The 13,911-nt window shown below is 31.2% G+C and carries 15 protein-coding genes; 6 read left to right on the top strand and 9 right to left on the bottom strand.

Annotated features, from left to right (window positions below; all coding sequences use genetic code 11):
- Positions 1-116 precede the first annotated feature (116 nt).
- Genes BVC87_RS08230 through BVC87_RS08205 form a run of 6 tightly spaced genes read right to left on the bottom strand, consistent with a single transcriptional unit; the run spans position 117 to position 4,986 of the window.
- On the bottom strand, positions 117-326 hold the full coding sequence (locus BVC87_RS08230; protein ID WP_075341888.1) for a hypothetical protein: 210 nt from the start codon (positions 324-326) through the stop codon (positions 117-119).
- A 45-nt stretch (positions 327-371) separates the two neighbouring features.
- Positions 372-1,217: a 5-oxoprolinase subunit C family protein gene (locus BVC87_RS08225; protein ID WP_075341887.1), complete on the bottom strand. Its 846-nt coding sequence runs from the start codon at positions 1,215-1,217 to the stop codon at positions 372-374.
- Positions 1,210-1,938: a 5-oxoprolinase subunit PxpB gene (pxpB, locus tag BVC87_RS08220; RefSeq protein WP_075341886.1), complete on the bottom strand. Its 729-nt coding sequence runs from the start codon at positions 1,936-1,938 to the stop codon at positions 1,210-1,212. Before pxpB ends, BVC87_RS08225 begins: the two co-directional genes overlap by 8 nt.
- On the bottom strand, positions 1,931-2,659 hold the full coding sequence (locus BVC87_RS08215) for a LamB/YcsF family protein (protein WP_075341885.1): 729 nt from the start codon (positions 2,657-2,659) through the stop codon (positions 1,931-1,933). Before BVC87_RS08215 ends, pxpB begins: the two co-directional genes overlap by 8 nt.
- A complete protein-coding gene (locus BVC87_RS08210; protein ID WP_075341884.1) occupies positions 2,649-3,875 on the bottom strand; it encodes an Nramp family divalent metal transporter in 1,227 nt (408 codons plus the stop codon). The genes BVC87_RS08215 and BVC87_RS08210 overlap by 11 nt, the downstream gene beginning before the upstream one ends.
- Positions 3,868-4,986 (bottom strand): DUF2891 domain-containing protein, encoded by a 1,119-nt coding sequence (locus tag BVC87_RS08205; RefSeq protein WP_075341883.1) that lies wholly within the window; start codon positions 4,984-4,986, stop codon positions 3,868-3,870. The genes BVC87_RS08210 and BVC87_RS08205 overlap by 8 nt, the downstream gene beginning before the upstream one ends.
- A gap of 132 nt (positions 4,987-5,118) precedes the next feature.
- Here BVC87_RS08205 and BVC87_RS08200 point away from each other — a divergent pair, with 132 nt between their 5' ends.
- The gene (locus tag BVC87_RS08200) at positions 5,119-6,153 is read left to right on the top strand and encodes a TlpA family protein disulfide reductase (protein WP_075341882.1); all 1,035 of its coding nucleotides are present in this window, start codon (positions 5,119-5,121) and stop codon (positions 6,151-6,153) included.
- Positions 6,154-6,236: 83 nt separating this feature from the next.
- Here the strand turns inward: BVC87_RS08200 and BVC87_RS08195 are convergent, their stop codons facing one another.
- The 3 genes from BVC87_RS08195 to ahcY all read right to left on the bottom strand — a co-directional run bounded on the left by BVC87_RS08195 (position 6,237) and on the right by ahcY (position 10,681).
- On the bottom strand, positions 6,237-7,898 hold the full coding sequence (locus BVC87_RS08195) for a GAS domain-containing protein (protein ID WP_075341881.1): 1,662 nt from the start codon (positions 7,896-7,898) through the stop codon (positions 6,237-6,239).
- 132 nt (positions 7,899-8,030) lie between these two features.
- Positions 8,031-9,209 carry a DUF4200 domain-containing protein gene (locus BVC87_RS08190; RefSeq protein ID WP_075341880.1) on the bottom strand — a complete coding sequence of 393 codons (1,179 nt, stop codon included), beginning with the start codon at positions 9,207-9,209 and terminating at the stop codon, positions 8,031-8,033.
- A gap of 155 nt (positions 9,210-9,364) precedes the next feature.
- Entirely contained in the window at positions 9,365-10,681 is a 1,317-nt protein-coding gene (ahcY, locus tag BVC87_RS08185; protein ID WP_075341879.1) for an adenosylhomocysteinase, read from the bottom strand.
- A 181-nt stretch (positions 10,682-10,862) separates the two neighbouring features.
- On the opposite strand from ahcY, the gene BVC87_RS08180 reads away from it, so the two are divergent.
- From BVC87_RS08180 to arfB, 5 genes are all read left to right on the top strand, one after another.
- The gene (locus tag BVC87_RS08180) at positions 10,863-11,489 is read left to right on the top strand and encodes a 4'-phosphopantetheinyl transferase family protein (protein WP_075341878.1); all 627 of its coding nucleotides are present in this window, start codon (positions 10,863-10,865) and stop codon (positions 11,487-11,489) included.
- Between the two features lie 488 nt (positions 11,490-11,977).
- A complete protein-coding gene (locus tag BVC87_RS08175) occupies positions 11,978-12,238 on the top strand; it encodes a thiamine-binding protein (protein ID WP_075341877.1) in 261 nt (86 codons plus the stop codon).
- Positions 12,222-12,851 (top strand): nicotinamide riboside transporter PnuC, encoded by a 630-nt coding sequence (gene pnuC / locus BVC87_RS08170; RefSeq protein ID WP_075341876.1) that lies wholly within the window; start codon positions 12,222-12,224, stop codon positions 12,849-12,851. The genes BVC87_RS08175 and pnuC overlap by 17 nt, the downstream gene beginning before the upstream one ends.
- Positions 12,815-13,468, top strand: a complete 654-nt coding sequence (locus BVC87_RS08165) for an AAA family ATPase (protein ID WP_075341875.1) — start codon at positions 12,815-12,817, stop codon at positions 13,466-13,468. The genes pnuC and BVC87_RS08165 overlap by 37 nt, the downstream gene beginning before the upstream one ends.
- A 4-nt stretch (positions 13,469-13,472) precedes the next feature.
- Positions 13,473-13,877 (top strand): alternative ribosome rescue aminoacyl-tRNA hydrolase ArfB, encoded by a 405-nt coding sequence (arfB, locus tag BVC87_RS08160; RefSeq protein ID WP_075341874.1) that lies wholly within the window; start codon positions 13,473-13,475, stop codon positions 13,875-13,877.
- Positions 13,878-13,911: the final 34 nt, after the last annotated feature.

The raw sequence follows: 13,911 nt of genomic DNA, 5'->3' as shown, positions 1-13,911 counted from the left end.
AGGCAAAATTAATTTTTAATTGTTTACCTAAATTAAATAGATAATCGCCTTCTAGCTTCTAGCAAAACTAAAAAATAGAGAAAGAGCACTTAAATATTGGTGCTCTTTTGTTTTTCTTAATGTGCATAGCCTATTACTATGATTTCCTCTTTTTTTAATTTACAAGTAATTTCTCCTCTAGCATTATAAAAACAATCTCTTCCAGCGCATAACTCTGGACTACAACTTTCACCTGGATTACCTTTTGATGTATCAGTTCCTCCGTGTATCGTTTTTAATTCAGCGGTTTTTAATGCTTTTCCTAAATTTAAAATTGTTTTTTTCATGTTATATGCTTTTGTATAACTAATTGTTATTGAAGCATCATTATGTTACCCAACTATTTTGAAATTTACTTTTTCCGCTGTAGTTTTTTGCGCTAATTTATTTATTGATTGTTCTGTAAGTTGTAAAACTCTAGGGTATCCTCCAGTTACTTGGCAATCTCTCATCAATACGATTAATTTTCCTGAAGGAGTTAATTGTACTGTACCTGGTAATACTCCTGAGGACAACATTGATCCTAAATTGTTTTCTAAACTTTCATTGAGAATATATCCCATTCGACTATTATTTCTTGATATAGTAAAAGCTTCAGTTACTATTCTTTCTTGTTGTTCTTTCGTTAATCGTTCAAACTCTGGTCCTTTATAACAAGTTAACGGTTCGTTGGTGTAAATATCTCCTTCTCCTAATTTAGCATAAGATGTTTTATTGGTGGTCTTTTTATTTCTAATTTGAATATGATCACCTTTCTTTAAAAAGAAACTATCCGTTATACTTTTATAATAGCTTTGACTTCCAAGAATTTTTTCAGAAATAATTCCTCCAGCTATGGCTAAATAAGTTCGAGTTCCGTACACTCGTTTACCTAGTTTTAATATTGATCCTTCAGCAACATTTAGCTTTTTATTCATAACTAATGGACTTTCATTTAATGTTGGTGAAAAATTTCCCCCGGTTAGGCTAACCTCACAGTCTGTCAAAAATTCTAGTGTGCATGCCCCCATTGTTATTTCTATTGTTGCTTGATCTTCATCATTATTCACCAAAGCATTTGCTATATTATGAGCATATAAATCCATAGCACCAGAAATAGGAACCCCTTGATGTGCAAATCCTACCCTACCTTGATCTTGAATAGTCATTAAAATACCTGGATGAATTACCTTAATCATGAATTCTTTCTTTTTCAATTTGAAAATTACCTTCAGAAATTAATTCTTTTATATTTTGATATGCATCTTTATCAATGGGAAAAAATTGAATTTTGTCTCCTGATTGCGCAAAACATGGAGAATTATTTTTAATAGAAAAAAAAGAAACAGGAGTATTTCCTATAATATGCCACCCACCAGCGCTTTCATTTGGGTAAATTCCCGTTTGTTCTCCGCCTATGGCTACAGCTCCTTTAGGCACTTTTAATAATGGTGTAGATTTTCTATCTATAAAAAGTTGAGAATCTAAACCTCCTAGGTATAAAAAACCTGGTAAAAAACCGATAAAATACACCAAGTAACTCGTACCTGTGTGCAATTTTATAATTTCTTCTTTGGTCAGTTTTAATTGTTTTGATAGTTCCGACAGATCAAAACCATATTCATCTGCATAACATACGGGGATTCTCCAGAGATAATTCTCTTTTGTAACTTTAATTGTAGCTGTACTGATCTGTATTAATCGTTCTACTTTTTCATTAAAACTGAAAGTATTCTTATATGTAATTAAAAGAGAATTATAACCTACAATACAATCTTCAATAAATTCTTCTTCACTTTGAATTTTATATTTAAAGTCAACAATCTTTTTTATAGTCGCTGGATTGATTTCTGCTTTCCACTCCACTAATATTCCTCTTTCTCCATATTGCTTGTATGAGATATCATCAGGATTATGCATTCAATTTTTCATTTAAAAATTGTAATAGTACTTCCGCATTTTCATGATCTCCATGAACACAAAACGTATCCGCTTTTATTTCAACCTCATCATTCTGTACTGAAGTTACTTTATCTTCGGTGAGCATTTTCTTCAATTGATTCCATGCTAAGTTTACATCTGTAATAACAGCATTAGGTAATGTTCTGGACACTAATGATAAATCATTATTATATCTTCTGTCGATAAATGCTTCATATTTAACTTCTAAATTTGCTTGAAAAGCTTTTTTAGCAATTACAGATTGATAAGGCACATATATACAAACTGACTTTTTTGGAAATACTTTAGTGATTGCCTCTATAACTATATCTGCATAATACGTTTCTGAAGCCGCTAAATTATATAAAGCTCCATGTGCTTTTACATGATGAATACTTATGTTTTTAAGTTCAGCTCTTTCTTGTATTACTGTTAATTGTGTTATTAAACTATTCGATAAATCTTCAGATGAAATTTCTATTTTTTTTCGCCCAAAATTCTCTCGATCAGGAAAGGAAGGATGTGCACCAACTTTAACTTTGTATTTCTCTGTTAAATCTAATACACTATCAATACTATCTACAGTTCCTGCATGACCTCCACAGGCTATGTTACAAGAATTTAAATAAGGCATTAACATTTCTTCATTATTTAGTCCCTCACCCAAATCACAATTGATATCTACACGATTAAAAGACATGGAATACTTTTAAAATACTTTTTAATCCTAAAAAAATAGTGAATGCTACAATACATAATCCTAAAAAATTCTGCCATTTACTATTTTTAAATTCGCCTAATATACTTTCATTATTCATAATCCAAAGTAAGATTCCTGCAATTAATGGTAGTAATAATCCATTGGCTACTTGTGCCACTTTTATAATCTCTATTGGCTTTACACCGAGAGATGAGAATAGTATTCCTAAGATCAAAATAAAAATCCAAACACTTCTAAATTTCCAAGATTGCATCGATACTTTCCATCCTAAACATCCTTTGGCTACATAAGCAGCTGCTAGTGGTGCTGTTATCGCAGAGGTAATTCCCGCTGCAAATAACCCAAGGGCTAAAAAGTATTTGGCTAGATTTCCATATAGAGGTGCTAAACCCAATGCTAAATCTGTAACAGAATTAATTTCTGTGGATGTGATTCCTGCAGCAGAGATGATAATAGCCATGGAAACCAAACCGCCTAATACAATAGAAATTATAGTATCTTTTTTAGCTAATGATACATCAGCAGCAGTTTTCCACTTTTCTTTTACTAAAGATGCATGTAAAAACAAATTGTACGGTACCACTGTTGTCCCTATTAAAGCAATAACGGTTAATAAACTACCTTCAGGACTTTTAAAAATAAATAATCCTTTACTAATAGCTATTAGGTTTGGTTTTGTAATTACAGCCGTAGTTACAAAAGATAAACTCATTACTAATACTAAACCTACCAACACTTTTTCTAGTATTTTATAATTTCCGAGATACAATAATAGAAATGCAATTATCCCAATGAATATACTCGTAAAATTCATTGATAAGCTTCCTAAACTATATTGTAATTTTCCAGTAACGGTTTCTAAACCGAGCACTCCTCCACTTATATTTCCTGCTTCATATAATGAGTTACCAATAACAATTGCTATAAGTATTAAAACGATTAATAATTGTTTTATAATTCGATTTTTAACCTCATCTCTAATGAGTTCCGATAATCCTTTTTGAGTTATAATTCCCAATCGAGCAGCCATTTCTTGTAATACAATCGTAGCAATTATAGATACTAGCATTGCCCATAGTAAATGAAAACCAAAATTCACCCCTGCTAGCGTACAAACAGTTACTGTACCGGGACCAATAAAAGCAGCTGCTACTAAAGTTCCTGGTCCTATATTTTTAAATAGTTTTTTAATCATGCTTAGCTGAATTTAGCGCATAAATAGCAAAACTTCCTAACCAGTGTCCTCCTTCATAACTATCACCTACTAAATTTGGTAAAGAATACTCGATATGTTGATTCACTAGTCTTTTAAGGTGATTATATTCGGGTAAACCTTCTATGATTTTATTCAATGCCCAAGCTCTAGAGAAATTTACGCCATCCAAATGCACCAATTTTCCATCTTTACGATCAGAAACTTCTCCTACTGGAAATTCAAAATTTGGATCTTTTAATTGTGGAAGAAATTTTGAAAACCAATCATTAAATAATTCTTTAGGTAAAACACGTTTCATAATAGCTGCTTCTTGTAGACATGGTGATAAAAAATCAAATCCACTTGGTTCCCAAGACAAAGGACAATTTTGATCTTTTAGATAAAAGGCTTTTGCACGAGTTTCTATCAATAATTTTAGCTCATTATTATTTACTGTATTGGCATAATCCCAAGCAAAGGTTAATCCAAATGCTGTATTGGTATGCTCTCCAACTCTAATTGGGTACCTTAATTTAGGTAAAAACTCAATGTATTTCTGTACAATTAAATTTGTAAGTGGCTGTAAATTTTTCTCTAATTCTTTAGCTACAGGATCATTCCAAGTATATAATTCTTCCGCTAACTTTAATAACCAAGCCCAACCATAGGTTCTTTCATAGCTTTTATTGTATTTCCCATAAAAATACTGTACTTCTTTTTCTATATTTTCTTTAGAAATATTTTGTAATAATTGTTGTTTAATAGTCTCTGCATTCTCTAAACTAGGGAACTGTTTTACCAAAGAAACTAAACTCCAATGGCCATGCACTGAAGAATGCCAATCGAAACACCCATAAAAAGCAGGATGTAATTCTTTAGGGGATTGTAAATCTTTAGTACCTCCAATAGTTTGATTCAATTTATTAGGATATTCAACATTTATACAGTGTATCGGAAGAGAGGCTAATTTATTTGCCTGCTCGATATTTAACGATAAACTTTCTATTTCAACTACTGTATTTTCTGTTACCTTATCTTCGGAACTACTTTTTTTAGTTTGACTGCAGGAAACTAATAGTAATAAAGAGAATGTTATAAAAAAAGATTTCATTATATATAATTTGATTGTCATAAATGTATCATTTTTTTAAAGAAAGTAAGAATTAACGTTATTTAATCGAAATTAACAGTATAAACCAAAACAGAATCTATAAATTGCAATTTCAACCTAATATTCTAAATTATGAAAAAGCTATTTTTTTGCATAGCCACTGCTACTCTTATATTATCCTGTAATAATACACCAAAGGATTTTGTAACAGTTTCTGGAAAAATTACTAATAAAAACTCTGATTCTATTGTTATTAGTGGATATCAAACTAAAAATGGAGAATCATTAAAATACAAAAAAGTCTTACAAGTAAGTGAGGATGGAAGTTTTAAAGATACCTTAAAAATTCAATCTGGTGGATTCAGTTTATTTGACGGAAAAGAATTTACCTCATTATATTTAAAGAATGGAGCAGATATACATATTACATTAGATACTAAAGAGTTTGATGAAACTGTTTCTTTTACAGGTAAAGGAGCTAATGAAAATAATTTTTTAGCCGAATCGGCACTCAATCAAGAACGCTTTTTTAAAGATCTAAGTAACTTAATTACTTCTCCTGAAGAATCTTTTGATGCTAAAATGAATGATTTTGTTAGCGACTTTGATAAAAGAATTGCTAACACATCTTTAGATACTGCATTTGTAAATATGCAAAAACAAAGCCTAGATAGGCTTCAAATTGGTATACAACAAATGAGAGAAGAAAAAGTATACATTGCTACCAAACTTGCTAATGGTACTGTATCTCCCATTTTTGAAAACTACGAGAACTTTAACGGTGGTACAACTTCTTTAGCAGATTTAAAAGGAAAATATGTTTATATTGATTTATGGGCTACTTGGTGTAATCCTTGTAAACAAGAAATTCCACATTTACAAAAAATTGAAAAGCAATTTCACGATAAAAACATTGCCTTTGTAAGCATTTCTATTGATGATAAAAATGACCATGAAGCATGGAAAAAAATGGTTACAGATAAACAATTAGCAGGCGTACAATTATTCGCTGATCAGGCTTGGAATTCTAAGTTTGTTAAAGATTACAGAGTAAGCGGTATTCCTCGCTTTATTTTAATTGATAAAGAAGGTAAAATTGTAAATCCAGATGCTCCAAGGCCATCCGATACTAAATTACTTGAGTTATTGAATACATTGAGTATATAATTTAAAGTATTATCTAACATAACAAACCCTCGCTGTTGGCGAGGGTTTGTTATGTTTAAAGAGAAATTAATAGCCTAAAAAAATTATTTTAGTTGCTGTAAAAGTTTTTCAATTTTAGCTAAACGATATTTCAATACAACATTTTCTTCCTCCAATTTCTTCATTCTTGCCTCTTGTTTCTTGCTTCTTTCATCTTGATTTTCTAAATCTTTCTCTTGCTGAATGGTATATAACGTTAACTCCTCTATTTTCTGTAATAATTTGGCATCCATTTCCCCTAGAAAGAACCCATCTTTTTTCACCTCTTCTGCAGATGGAATATTAGCTAAATGCCCATTTTCTTTGATATGATTTTCGACTTCTGTAAGTGTTGGTAAACTATAATCCTTTTTAAAAACGAAATCAGCCCAATTTGCATACGTAGCTACTTTTACTTCTGTAGCTGCTATTTTTCCATTTACACCTAGTTTGTATCCTTTGGTATCTGTGGTTCCGATACCTACATTACTCGTAGTCCTAGACACTGAAATTGCCATACGATCTGGCTGACCTATTATTCCAATACCATTTCCTTTATTACTTCTTAGCAAAGACCAATCACCTACATCTCCATCTCTATATAAAAGTAAATCTGTATTACCTGTATCTAATACTATGCTGCTTTTTGCTTTTATGTTACCAGCAACATCTAGTTTTGCCTCTGGTGTTGATATACCAATTCCAACATTACCACCTTGTTGAATTACCATTCTAGTTCCTCCATTATCGTCAAAACGATGTCCATAATATCCATATCTTAAAAAACGTGCTTTTGGTAATGAACTATTAAACTGAATATATCCGTGAGAATAATAATTTTGATCCACAGCTATTTTCTTTCCTGAATTCACAGTCATACTACCATTAACATGTAATTTTAAATCAGACATTGGAGATGTTCCAACACCAGGAGAACTAGTTCCAATCCCAATAATCCCTTTATCATTAATTCTCATTCTTTCAATAGCATTTAAACTATTTCCTGCAGTAGTTCCAAAACTTAATTGACCTTGCCTTCCATAAGTTTCAGCAGCTAAACCTTTTATGTACGAGCTTACATGTGCTCCATCAGCATCTTTATTGTAGAACTGGATCTCTCCCAATAATTGATTGTTTACAGCATTTACATCTTTACTAGTTAATCTAATTACAGGAGGGTTACTACCATCATTACTACCGCTTTCTATTTCCAAATTTTGTGATGGTGAATTGGTCCCAAGACCTAATTTACCTTTAGATATGTAGTGATTTCCATCTCCTTCTATTTTTAATAATTTAGATGATTTTACATCACTCATATTATCTAATAACGTTCTCCAATTATTATAATCTCCTTGGACACCATTCTCAGCAGTATGCAAACGATATTTACTAATTCTAAAATACATTTTATTTGTAACTGCACCGAAATATATATTATTTTCCCAATGACTTGTACGCCCATTTATTGCTAATAATGTCCCATATGCATTATTATCTGGGGATGACCCACCGGGTCTATAGGTATGATAATCATCAAAAAGCTTAATACTCATTGGACTAATTTGAGTTCTTGGCATTTTAGAAAAATCAAAATGTAAATGAGGAAAAGTATATTCTTTAGCAGTTACTTTTCCTGTAGTAGTATTATCACCTGTATTTGTCCATTGTGCACTAGAGATAAAACTAGCTCCTAATAAGAAAATTGATAAAATTGTCTTTTTCATATTATGAATTAAATTGATTCGTAAAGTATTGTATTTAATGTTAGATGAGGTGTTATTTCTATAAAATTTAAGTTTTTCTTAAATGACATTATAAAACTTTTAGACCTCTCATATAATTATTCTATATCTAGATTATTTATTTTCTAGTTTTTCTATTCTCTTTTCTAATTTCTCAATAATAGATAGTAATTTATCATTGTTGGTTGACGCTTTTCTTAATTCTTTCTCTTGTTGAATTGTATATAGGGTTAATTCTTCGATTTTCTGTAATAATTTAGCATCCATTTCTCCTAGGAAGAACCCGTTTTTTTTCACCTCTTCTGCAGATGGAATATTCGCTAAATGTCCGTTTTCTTTTATATGATTTTCTACTTCTTTTAAGCTAGGTAAGTCATAATCATTTTTAAAAACGAAATCTGCCCAATTAGCATAGGTTGCTACTTTTACTTCAGTAGCGGCTATTTTTCCATTTACGCCTAGTTTGAAGCCTTTAGTGTTTTTGGTTCCTATGCCTACACTTCCTTTAAATGTTGATAATTGTCCATTACCTCTTAGATTAGTATCTGCACCTAAACTGAAAAAACCATATTCTCCAGTAGAATTATTAGCTAGATGTAAGTATATTTTTTGGCTATTATTAGGCTCTGATATCATTAAAGCACTATCTGAATTTGGGTCATTTTTTTGTTTAATTTCTAGTAGTCTGGAAGGAGTCGCAGTTCCGGTTCCAATACCAACGTTACCATTATCAGCTACCGACATAGCAGTTGAAAGGGTTCCTCCTCTGTTCCAACTGTTTCCTCCTCCAAAAAATAAGTTCCCATTAGCAGCCCAAATTACTGATGGGTTATTGACACCTCCAGAGTTTTGATTACCCATTAAAATTGCACTATTCCCAGAAACACCCGTAACTGAAAATCGAGCTGCATTACCAAAAACAGATAAATTTTCACTTGGAGTTAACGTTCCAATGCCAACTTTCCCCCCAGTTTTAATGGTCATCCATTCTTTAAATTTTTCATCTTTAGGAGTATACCCCCTAAACACAAAACCGCCATCTGTGTTACCTCCTGTACCGTTTGCATCTTCCATTTGAAAAATAATACCATCTAGATATTGTCCAAAATAATTTACATCTCCGAAAAGTTTAAAACCTTCTCCCATTCCTCCATAAATACTACCATTTACATGTAACTTTCCTTTAGGAGTTGTAATACCTATACCTACCTTACCATCAGTGGTCTCTGTAATTTGTGAATTTCCATAGTACACTGTTATAAAAAGTACAACAATCAAAACTGTCTTTTTCATATTATTAAGTTAAATTGATTCGTAAAATATTGCATACAATGCTAAGTGAAGTATTCCTTTTTTCAAATAGCATATTTTCGCCAAAAGTATAAAATTAAACTAAAAAAACTCGCTTAAAAAGCGAGTTTTTTGATTATATAACGAACTGACTATTACTAGTATCTGTAATGTTCTGGTTTAAATGGTCCTTCAACAGTTACACCAATATATTCTGCTTGATCTTGACGTAATTCTGTTAGCTCTACTCCAATTTTAGCTAAATGTAATTTTGCTACTTTTTCATCTAAATGTTTTGGTAACATATAAACATCATTCTTGTAAGCTTCAACGTTATTCCATAATTCGATTTGTGCTAACGTTTGATTTGTAAATGAATTAGACATTACAAAACTAGGATGTCCCGTTGCACAACCTAAGTTTACTAAACGTCCTTCAGCTAAAATAATCACGTCATTTCCATTAACATTGTACTTATCTACTTGAGGTTTGATTTCAACCTTAGAGTCTCCATACTTTTCATTTAACCAAGCCATATCAATTTCATTATCGAAGTGACCAATGTTACACACAATTGCTTTATCTTTTAATGCTTCAAAGTGTTCTCCACGAACAATATCTTTATTACCTGTAGTTGTAATAACGATATCTGCATTACCAACAACAGTCTCTAACTTCTTCACTTCAAAACCGTCCATTGCAGCTTGTAAAGCACAAATTGGATCAATTTCAGTAACAGTTACAATAGAACCCGCACCACGGAAAGAAGCAGCTGTACCTTTACCAACATCTCCATATCCACAAACCACAACTCTTTTTCCTGCTAACATTACATCTGTAGCTCTACGAATTGCATCAACTGCAGATTCTTTACATCCGTACTTATTATCAAACTTAGATTTAGTTACAGAATCATTTACGTTAATAGCTGGCATTGGTAATGTTCCGTTTTTAACACGCTCGTATAAACGGTGAACTCCTGTGGTAGTTTCTTCAGATAATCCATTGATTCCTTCAGCTAACTCAGGGTATTTATCTAATACCATATTTGTTAAATCACCACCATCATCTAAGATCATGTTTAATGGCTTTTTCTCCTCACCAAAGAATAATGTTTGCTCAATACACCAATCAAACTCCTCTTCATTCATTCCTTTCCAAGCATATACAGGAGTACCAGCAGCAGCAATAGCCGCAGCAGCTTGATCTTGAGTAGAGAAAATATTACAAGAACTCCAAGTTACTTCTGCTCCTAAAGCTTGTAATGTTTCAATTAAAACCGCAGTTTGGATAGTCATGTGTAAACATCCAGCAATTCTTGCTCCTTTTAACGGTTGCTCATCTTTATATTCCTCACGTAGACTCATTAAACCTGGCATTTCTGCTTCAGCCAATTCAATTTCTTTTCTTCCCCAGTCAGCTAAAGAAATATCTTTAACTTTGTAAGGAACATACGCAGCGGTTTTTGTGCTCATATTTTTGTATCTTTATTTATCATGAATTTGAGTCGCAAAATTACGAAATAACTTTCTAATACCGATTCATAGTTACGATTACTCAATCATTTTCTTTCAGTTATGCTTGAGTTTTAACTATAGATTAGCATTATACTTTAATTTTTTATTAAATTAATTACCATTGAAACGAATTTAAATCATGCCTCTATACAAAACAATCCATATTACGAATGATTCTAAAGTTTTGATTTGGAAGATTGAAGAGTCTTTTGATACCTTATCTAAAGGAATTGAGCTTACCTCACAAAGTACTAAGCGAGTTAATGCTATGAAATCTGAATTGCATCAAAGAGGTTTCTTAAGTGTACGACATTTATTACAAGAAGTTGGTTACACTGATCATGATTTATTCTATGATGAGTTTGGTAAACCTCACTTGAAAGATGGAACACATATTTCTATTACACATTCTTTTAATTTTTCAGGTTTAATTGTTTCTAAAGATAAAAAAGTAGGGATTGATATTGAAAAAAGGCGCGATAAAATTGTAAAAATCGCACACAAGTTCACTCCTATTGAAGCATATAAGTCTATTGCAAATCACGATGCTTTAGTGAGTAAATTAACTATAGTTTGGGGAGCTAAAGAAAGTTTGTACAAAATCTATGGAAAAAAGAAATTATTATTCTTACAACACATGTACGTTGAGGATTTTTCTTTTGATAATAGTACTACTACCGCTAAAATTTTATATGAAGGTATTACTTCTAATTATGATGTGCATTTTGAAGAAATTGAAGACTTTACATGTGTCTATGCACTTTAGTTTAAAAAGCTAAAAATAAAGACGCTTAAAGTATTGATTATTAACGTAATGTGGATTTAATGTGATTTTACCTTTCCTTCTTCCTTATATATACGTGTGTCATTGCGAAGAAGTATAACTGATGAAGCAATCTTTATCTTAAAAAGGGGGTTTCTTTATTAAATTAACAGATTACTTCTTCACTTCACTTAGTTTCGTTTATCGTAAAGACGTAATTAACTGATTTACTAAAAGATTAAAAAACATATTTTAAAATAGAAATTCACATTAATGTAGGGAGATTGAACTTGTCGAAATCGGAGTGAGCTAAACTGTGTTATTTCACATCAAAAACTTACTAAATATTACTTTATTTTAATAATATTACTTAACCTCCGATTTCAAAAACAAATGTCTTATCATAAGTTCGCATCAAAAACCACTATATGGTGTTATCTAAAAATCCTATTTGAATAATAGTCTTTATTTTTGTCGAAAATACTATTCAAATGAAAATTTCAGTAGAGTTAACTCTTACTCCACTTCAAGATAATTTTGAAACGCCAATCATCGACTTTATAAAAAAGTTGAGAGCTTCTGGATTGACCGTACTCGAAAATCCTTTAAGTACTCAAATCTATGGGGAATATGATAAAGTGATGGAACTATTAACTACAGAAGTTAAAGAAGCTTTTGAAGCTATCGATAATGGTTTATTACATATGAAAATTGTTAAATCTGACAGAAGCGACTATGAACCAAATTTTTGATTTTCTTTTTGGGCAATACGCTAATTCAAGTACTATAGATGTTTCCTTAGAAATTATAGCTGTTATTTTCGGTTTTCTTTCTGTTTGGTACTCTAAACAGAATAAAATTTGGGTGTTTCCTACTGGAATGATTAGCACTGCCATTTTTGTGTATTTATTATTGAAATGGGGACTTTTAGGAGACATGATGATTAATGGGTATTATTTTATCATGAGTGTATATGGGTGGTACATTTGGACACAAACTAAAGACGGACAGGTAACTCACCCTATTTCAAGAACTACTTTAAAAGAAAAGAAAATTAGTATTGCTATTTTCATTGCTACATTGATTTTTGTGTATGTTATTTATATAACTTTCGACAAATGGACCCATTGGACAGCCTATATAGATACTGTAACAACAGCTGTATTTTTTGTAGGAATGTGGCTAATGGCCAGACGAAAAATAGAGAATTGGATATACTGGATTATTGGAGACATTATTTCTGTACCTTTATATTTTTATAAGGGATTTGTATTTACAAGCTTTCAATATTTAATATTTACCTTTATAGCAATAGCAGGATATTTAGCATGGAAGAAAAACTTAGACAATCCGATATTAACTTAGTAAAAGTAGTTTTATTTGGACCAGAAAGTACTGGTAAAACAACATTATCTCGTCAACTTGCTAGACATTATAATACAGTTTGGGCTCCTGAATATGCAAGAGAATATTTACAAGACAAATGGAATAACGAACGTAAAACATGTGAAGAAAGTGACTTGATTCCTATAGCTATTGGACAAATGGATCTAGAAAACTCTCTGAGCAAAAAAGCGGATAAATTATTGATTTGTGACACGGATTTATTAGAGACCAAGGTATATTCTGAAGAATATTACGGGGGGTTTGTTGACCCTTTACTAGATAAATTCGCCGTTGCGAATACATATGATATGTATTTTTTAACTTATATAGATACACCTTGGGAAGAAGACGATCTACGTGATCGACCTGAACAGCGAGAAGAAATGTTTACTGCCTTTAAAAATACATTAGAAAAATATAATCGTCCTTATGTGCTACTCAAAGGAGATAAAGAGACTCGGTTGAAAAAGGCAACAGAAATCATAGATGATTTAATAGCTAAAAAGAAAAACTTATATTCGTATTCAGACTCTTTAGTGGATTTAGATTTACATTTTTTGCATCAAAATGTTGATCCGAATACTTTAATGCACTGATCTTTTGGATAAAACTATTCTTCAAAAAGAAATTCAATTTAAAGCAATAAAAAGTTCTGGTCCAGGTGGCCAGCATGTCAATAAAGTTGCTTCTAAAATAGAATTGTCTTTTGACATCAATAATTCTTTAGGGTTAACAGTTCATGAAAAAGAGTTGATACATGTAAAACTAAGAAATCGAATTTCAAAAAATGGTATACTTACACTGTACTCTCAAGAAAGTAGATCACAACATAAAAACAAAGAAATTATAACTGAACTATTTTTCGATTTACTCAAAAAAAGCGTAATAAAAACGAAAAAAAGGAGACCTACAAAGCCAACAAAAAGTTCTCTTCTTAAAAAAGCAAAGAATAAACAAAATCAATCTTTAAAGAAACAATTACGGCGAAAACCTAATATTGATTAACTACAATTCTTGTTTATTATTTCAAAAAACCACC

The sequence above is a fragment of the Tenacibaculum agarivorans genome (assembly GCF_001936575.1).
Lineage (GTDB): Bacteria > Bacteroidota > Bacteroidia > Flavobacteriales > Flavobacteriaceae > Polaribacter > Polaribacter agarivorans.
The sequence above is the reverse complement of the archived record's forward strand: the minus strand, read 5'-3'. Positions and strand labels throughout refer to the sequence as shown.

Bases quoted from the DNA above. Each gene is read 5' to 3' on its own strand.
- BVC87_RS08230 (WP_075341888.1), bottom strand. From the start codon at position 326: ATGAAAAAAACAATTTTAAATTTAGGAAAAGCATTAAAAACCGCTGAA.
- ahcY (WP_075341879.1), bottom strand. From the start codon at position 10,681: ATGAGCACAAAAACCGCTGCGTATGTTCCTTACAAAGTTAAAGATATT.
- BVC87_RS08225 (WP_075341887.1), bottom strand. From the start codon at position 1,217: ATGATTAAGGTAATTCATCCAGGTATTTTAATGACTATTCAAGATCAA.
- BVC87_RS08210 (WP_075341884.1), bottom strand. From the start codon at position 3,875: ATGATTAAAAAACTATTTAAAAATATAGGACCAGGAACTTTAGTAGCA.
- BVC87_RS08190 (WP_075341880.1), bottom strand. From the start codon at position 9,209: ATGAAAAAGACAGTTTTGATTGTTGTACTTTTTATAACAGTGTACTAT.
- BVC87_RS08175 (WP_075341877.1), top strand. From the start codon at position 11,978: ATGAAAATTTCAGTAGAGTTAACTCTTACTCCACTTCAAGATAATTTT.
- pnuC (WP_075341876.1), top strand. From the start codon at position 12,222: ATGAACCAAATTTTTGATTTTCTTTTTGGGCAATACGCTAATTCAAGT.
- pxpB (WP_075341886.1), bottom strand. From the start codon at position 1,938: ATGCATAATCCTGATGATATCTCATACAAGCAATATGGAGAAAGAGGA.
- BVC87_RS08165 (WP_075341875.1), top strand. From the start codon at position 12,815: ATGGAAGAAAAACTTAGACAATCCGATATTAACTTAGTAAAAGTAGTT.
- BVC87_RS08180 (WP_075341878.1), top strand. From the start codon at position 10,863: ATGCCTCTATACAAAACAATCCATATTACGAATGATTCTAAAGTTTTG.
- BVC87_RS08195 (WP_075341881.1), bottom strand. From the start codon at position 7,898: ATGAAAAAGACAATTTTATCAATTTTCTTATTAGGAGCTAGTTTTATC.
- BVC87_RS08205 (WP_075341883.1), bottom strand. From the start codon at position 4,986: ATGAAATCTTTTTTTATAACATTCTCTTTATTACTATTAGTTTCCTGC.
- BVC87_RS08200 (WP_075341882.1), top strand. From the start codon at position 5,119: ATGAAAAAGCTATTTTTTTGCATAGCCACTGCTACTCTTATATTATCC.
- BVC87_RS08215 (WP_075341885.1), bottom strand. From the start codon at position 2,659: ATGTCTTTTAATCGTGTAGATATCAATTGTGATTTGGGTGAGGGACTA.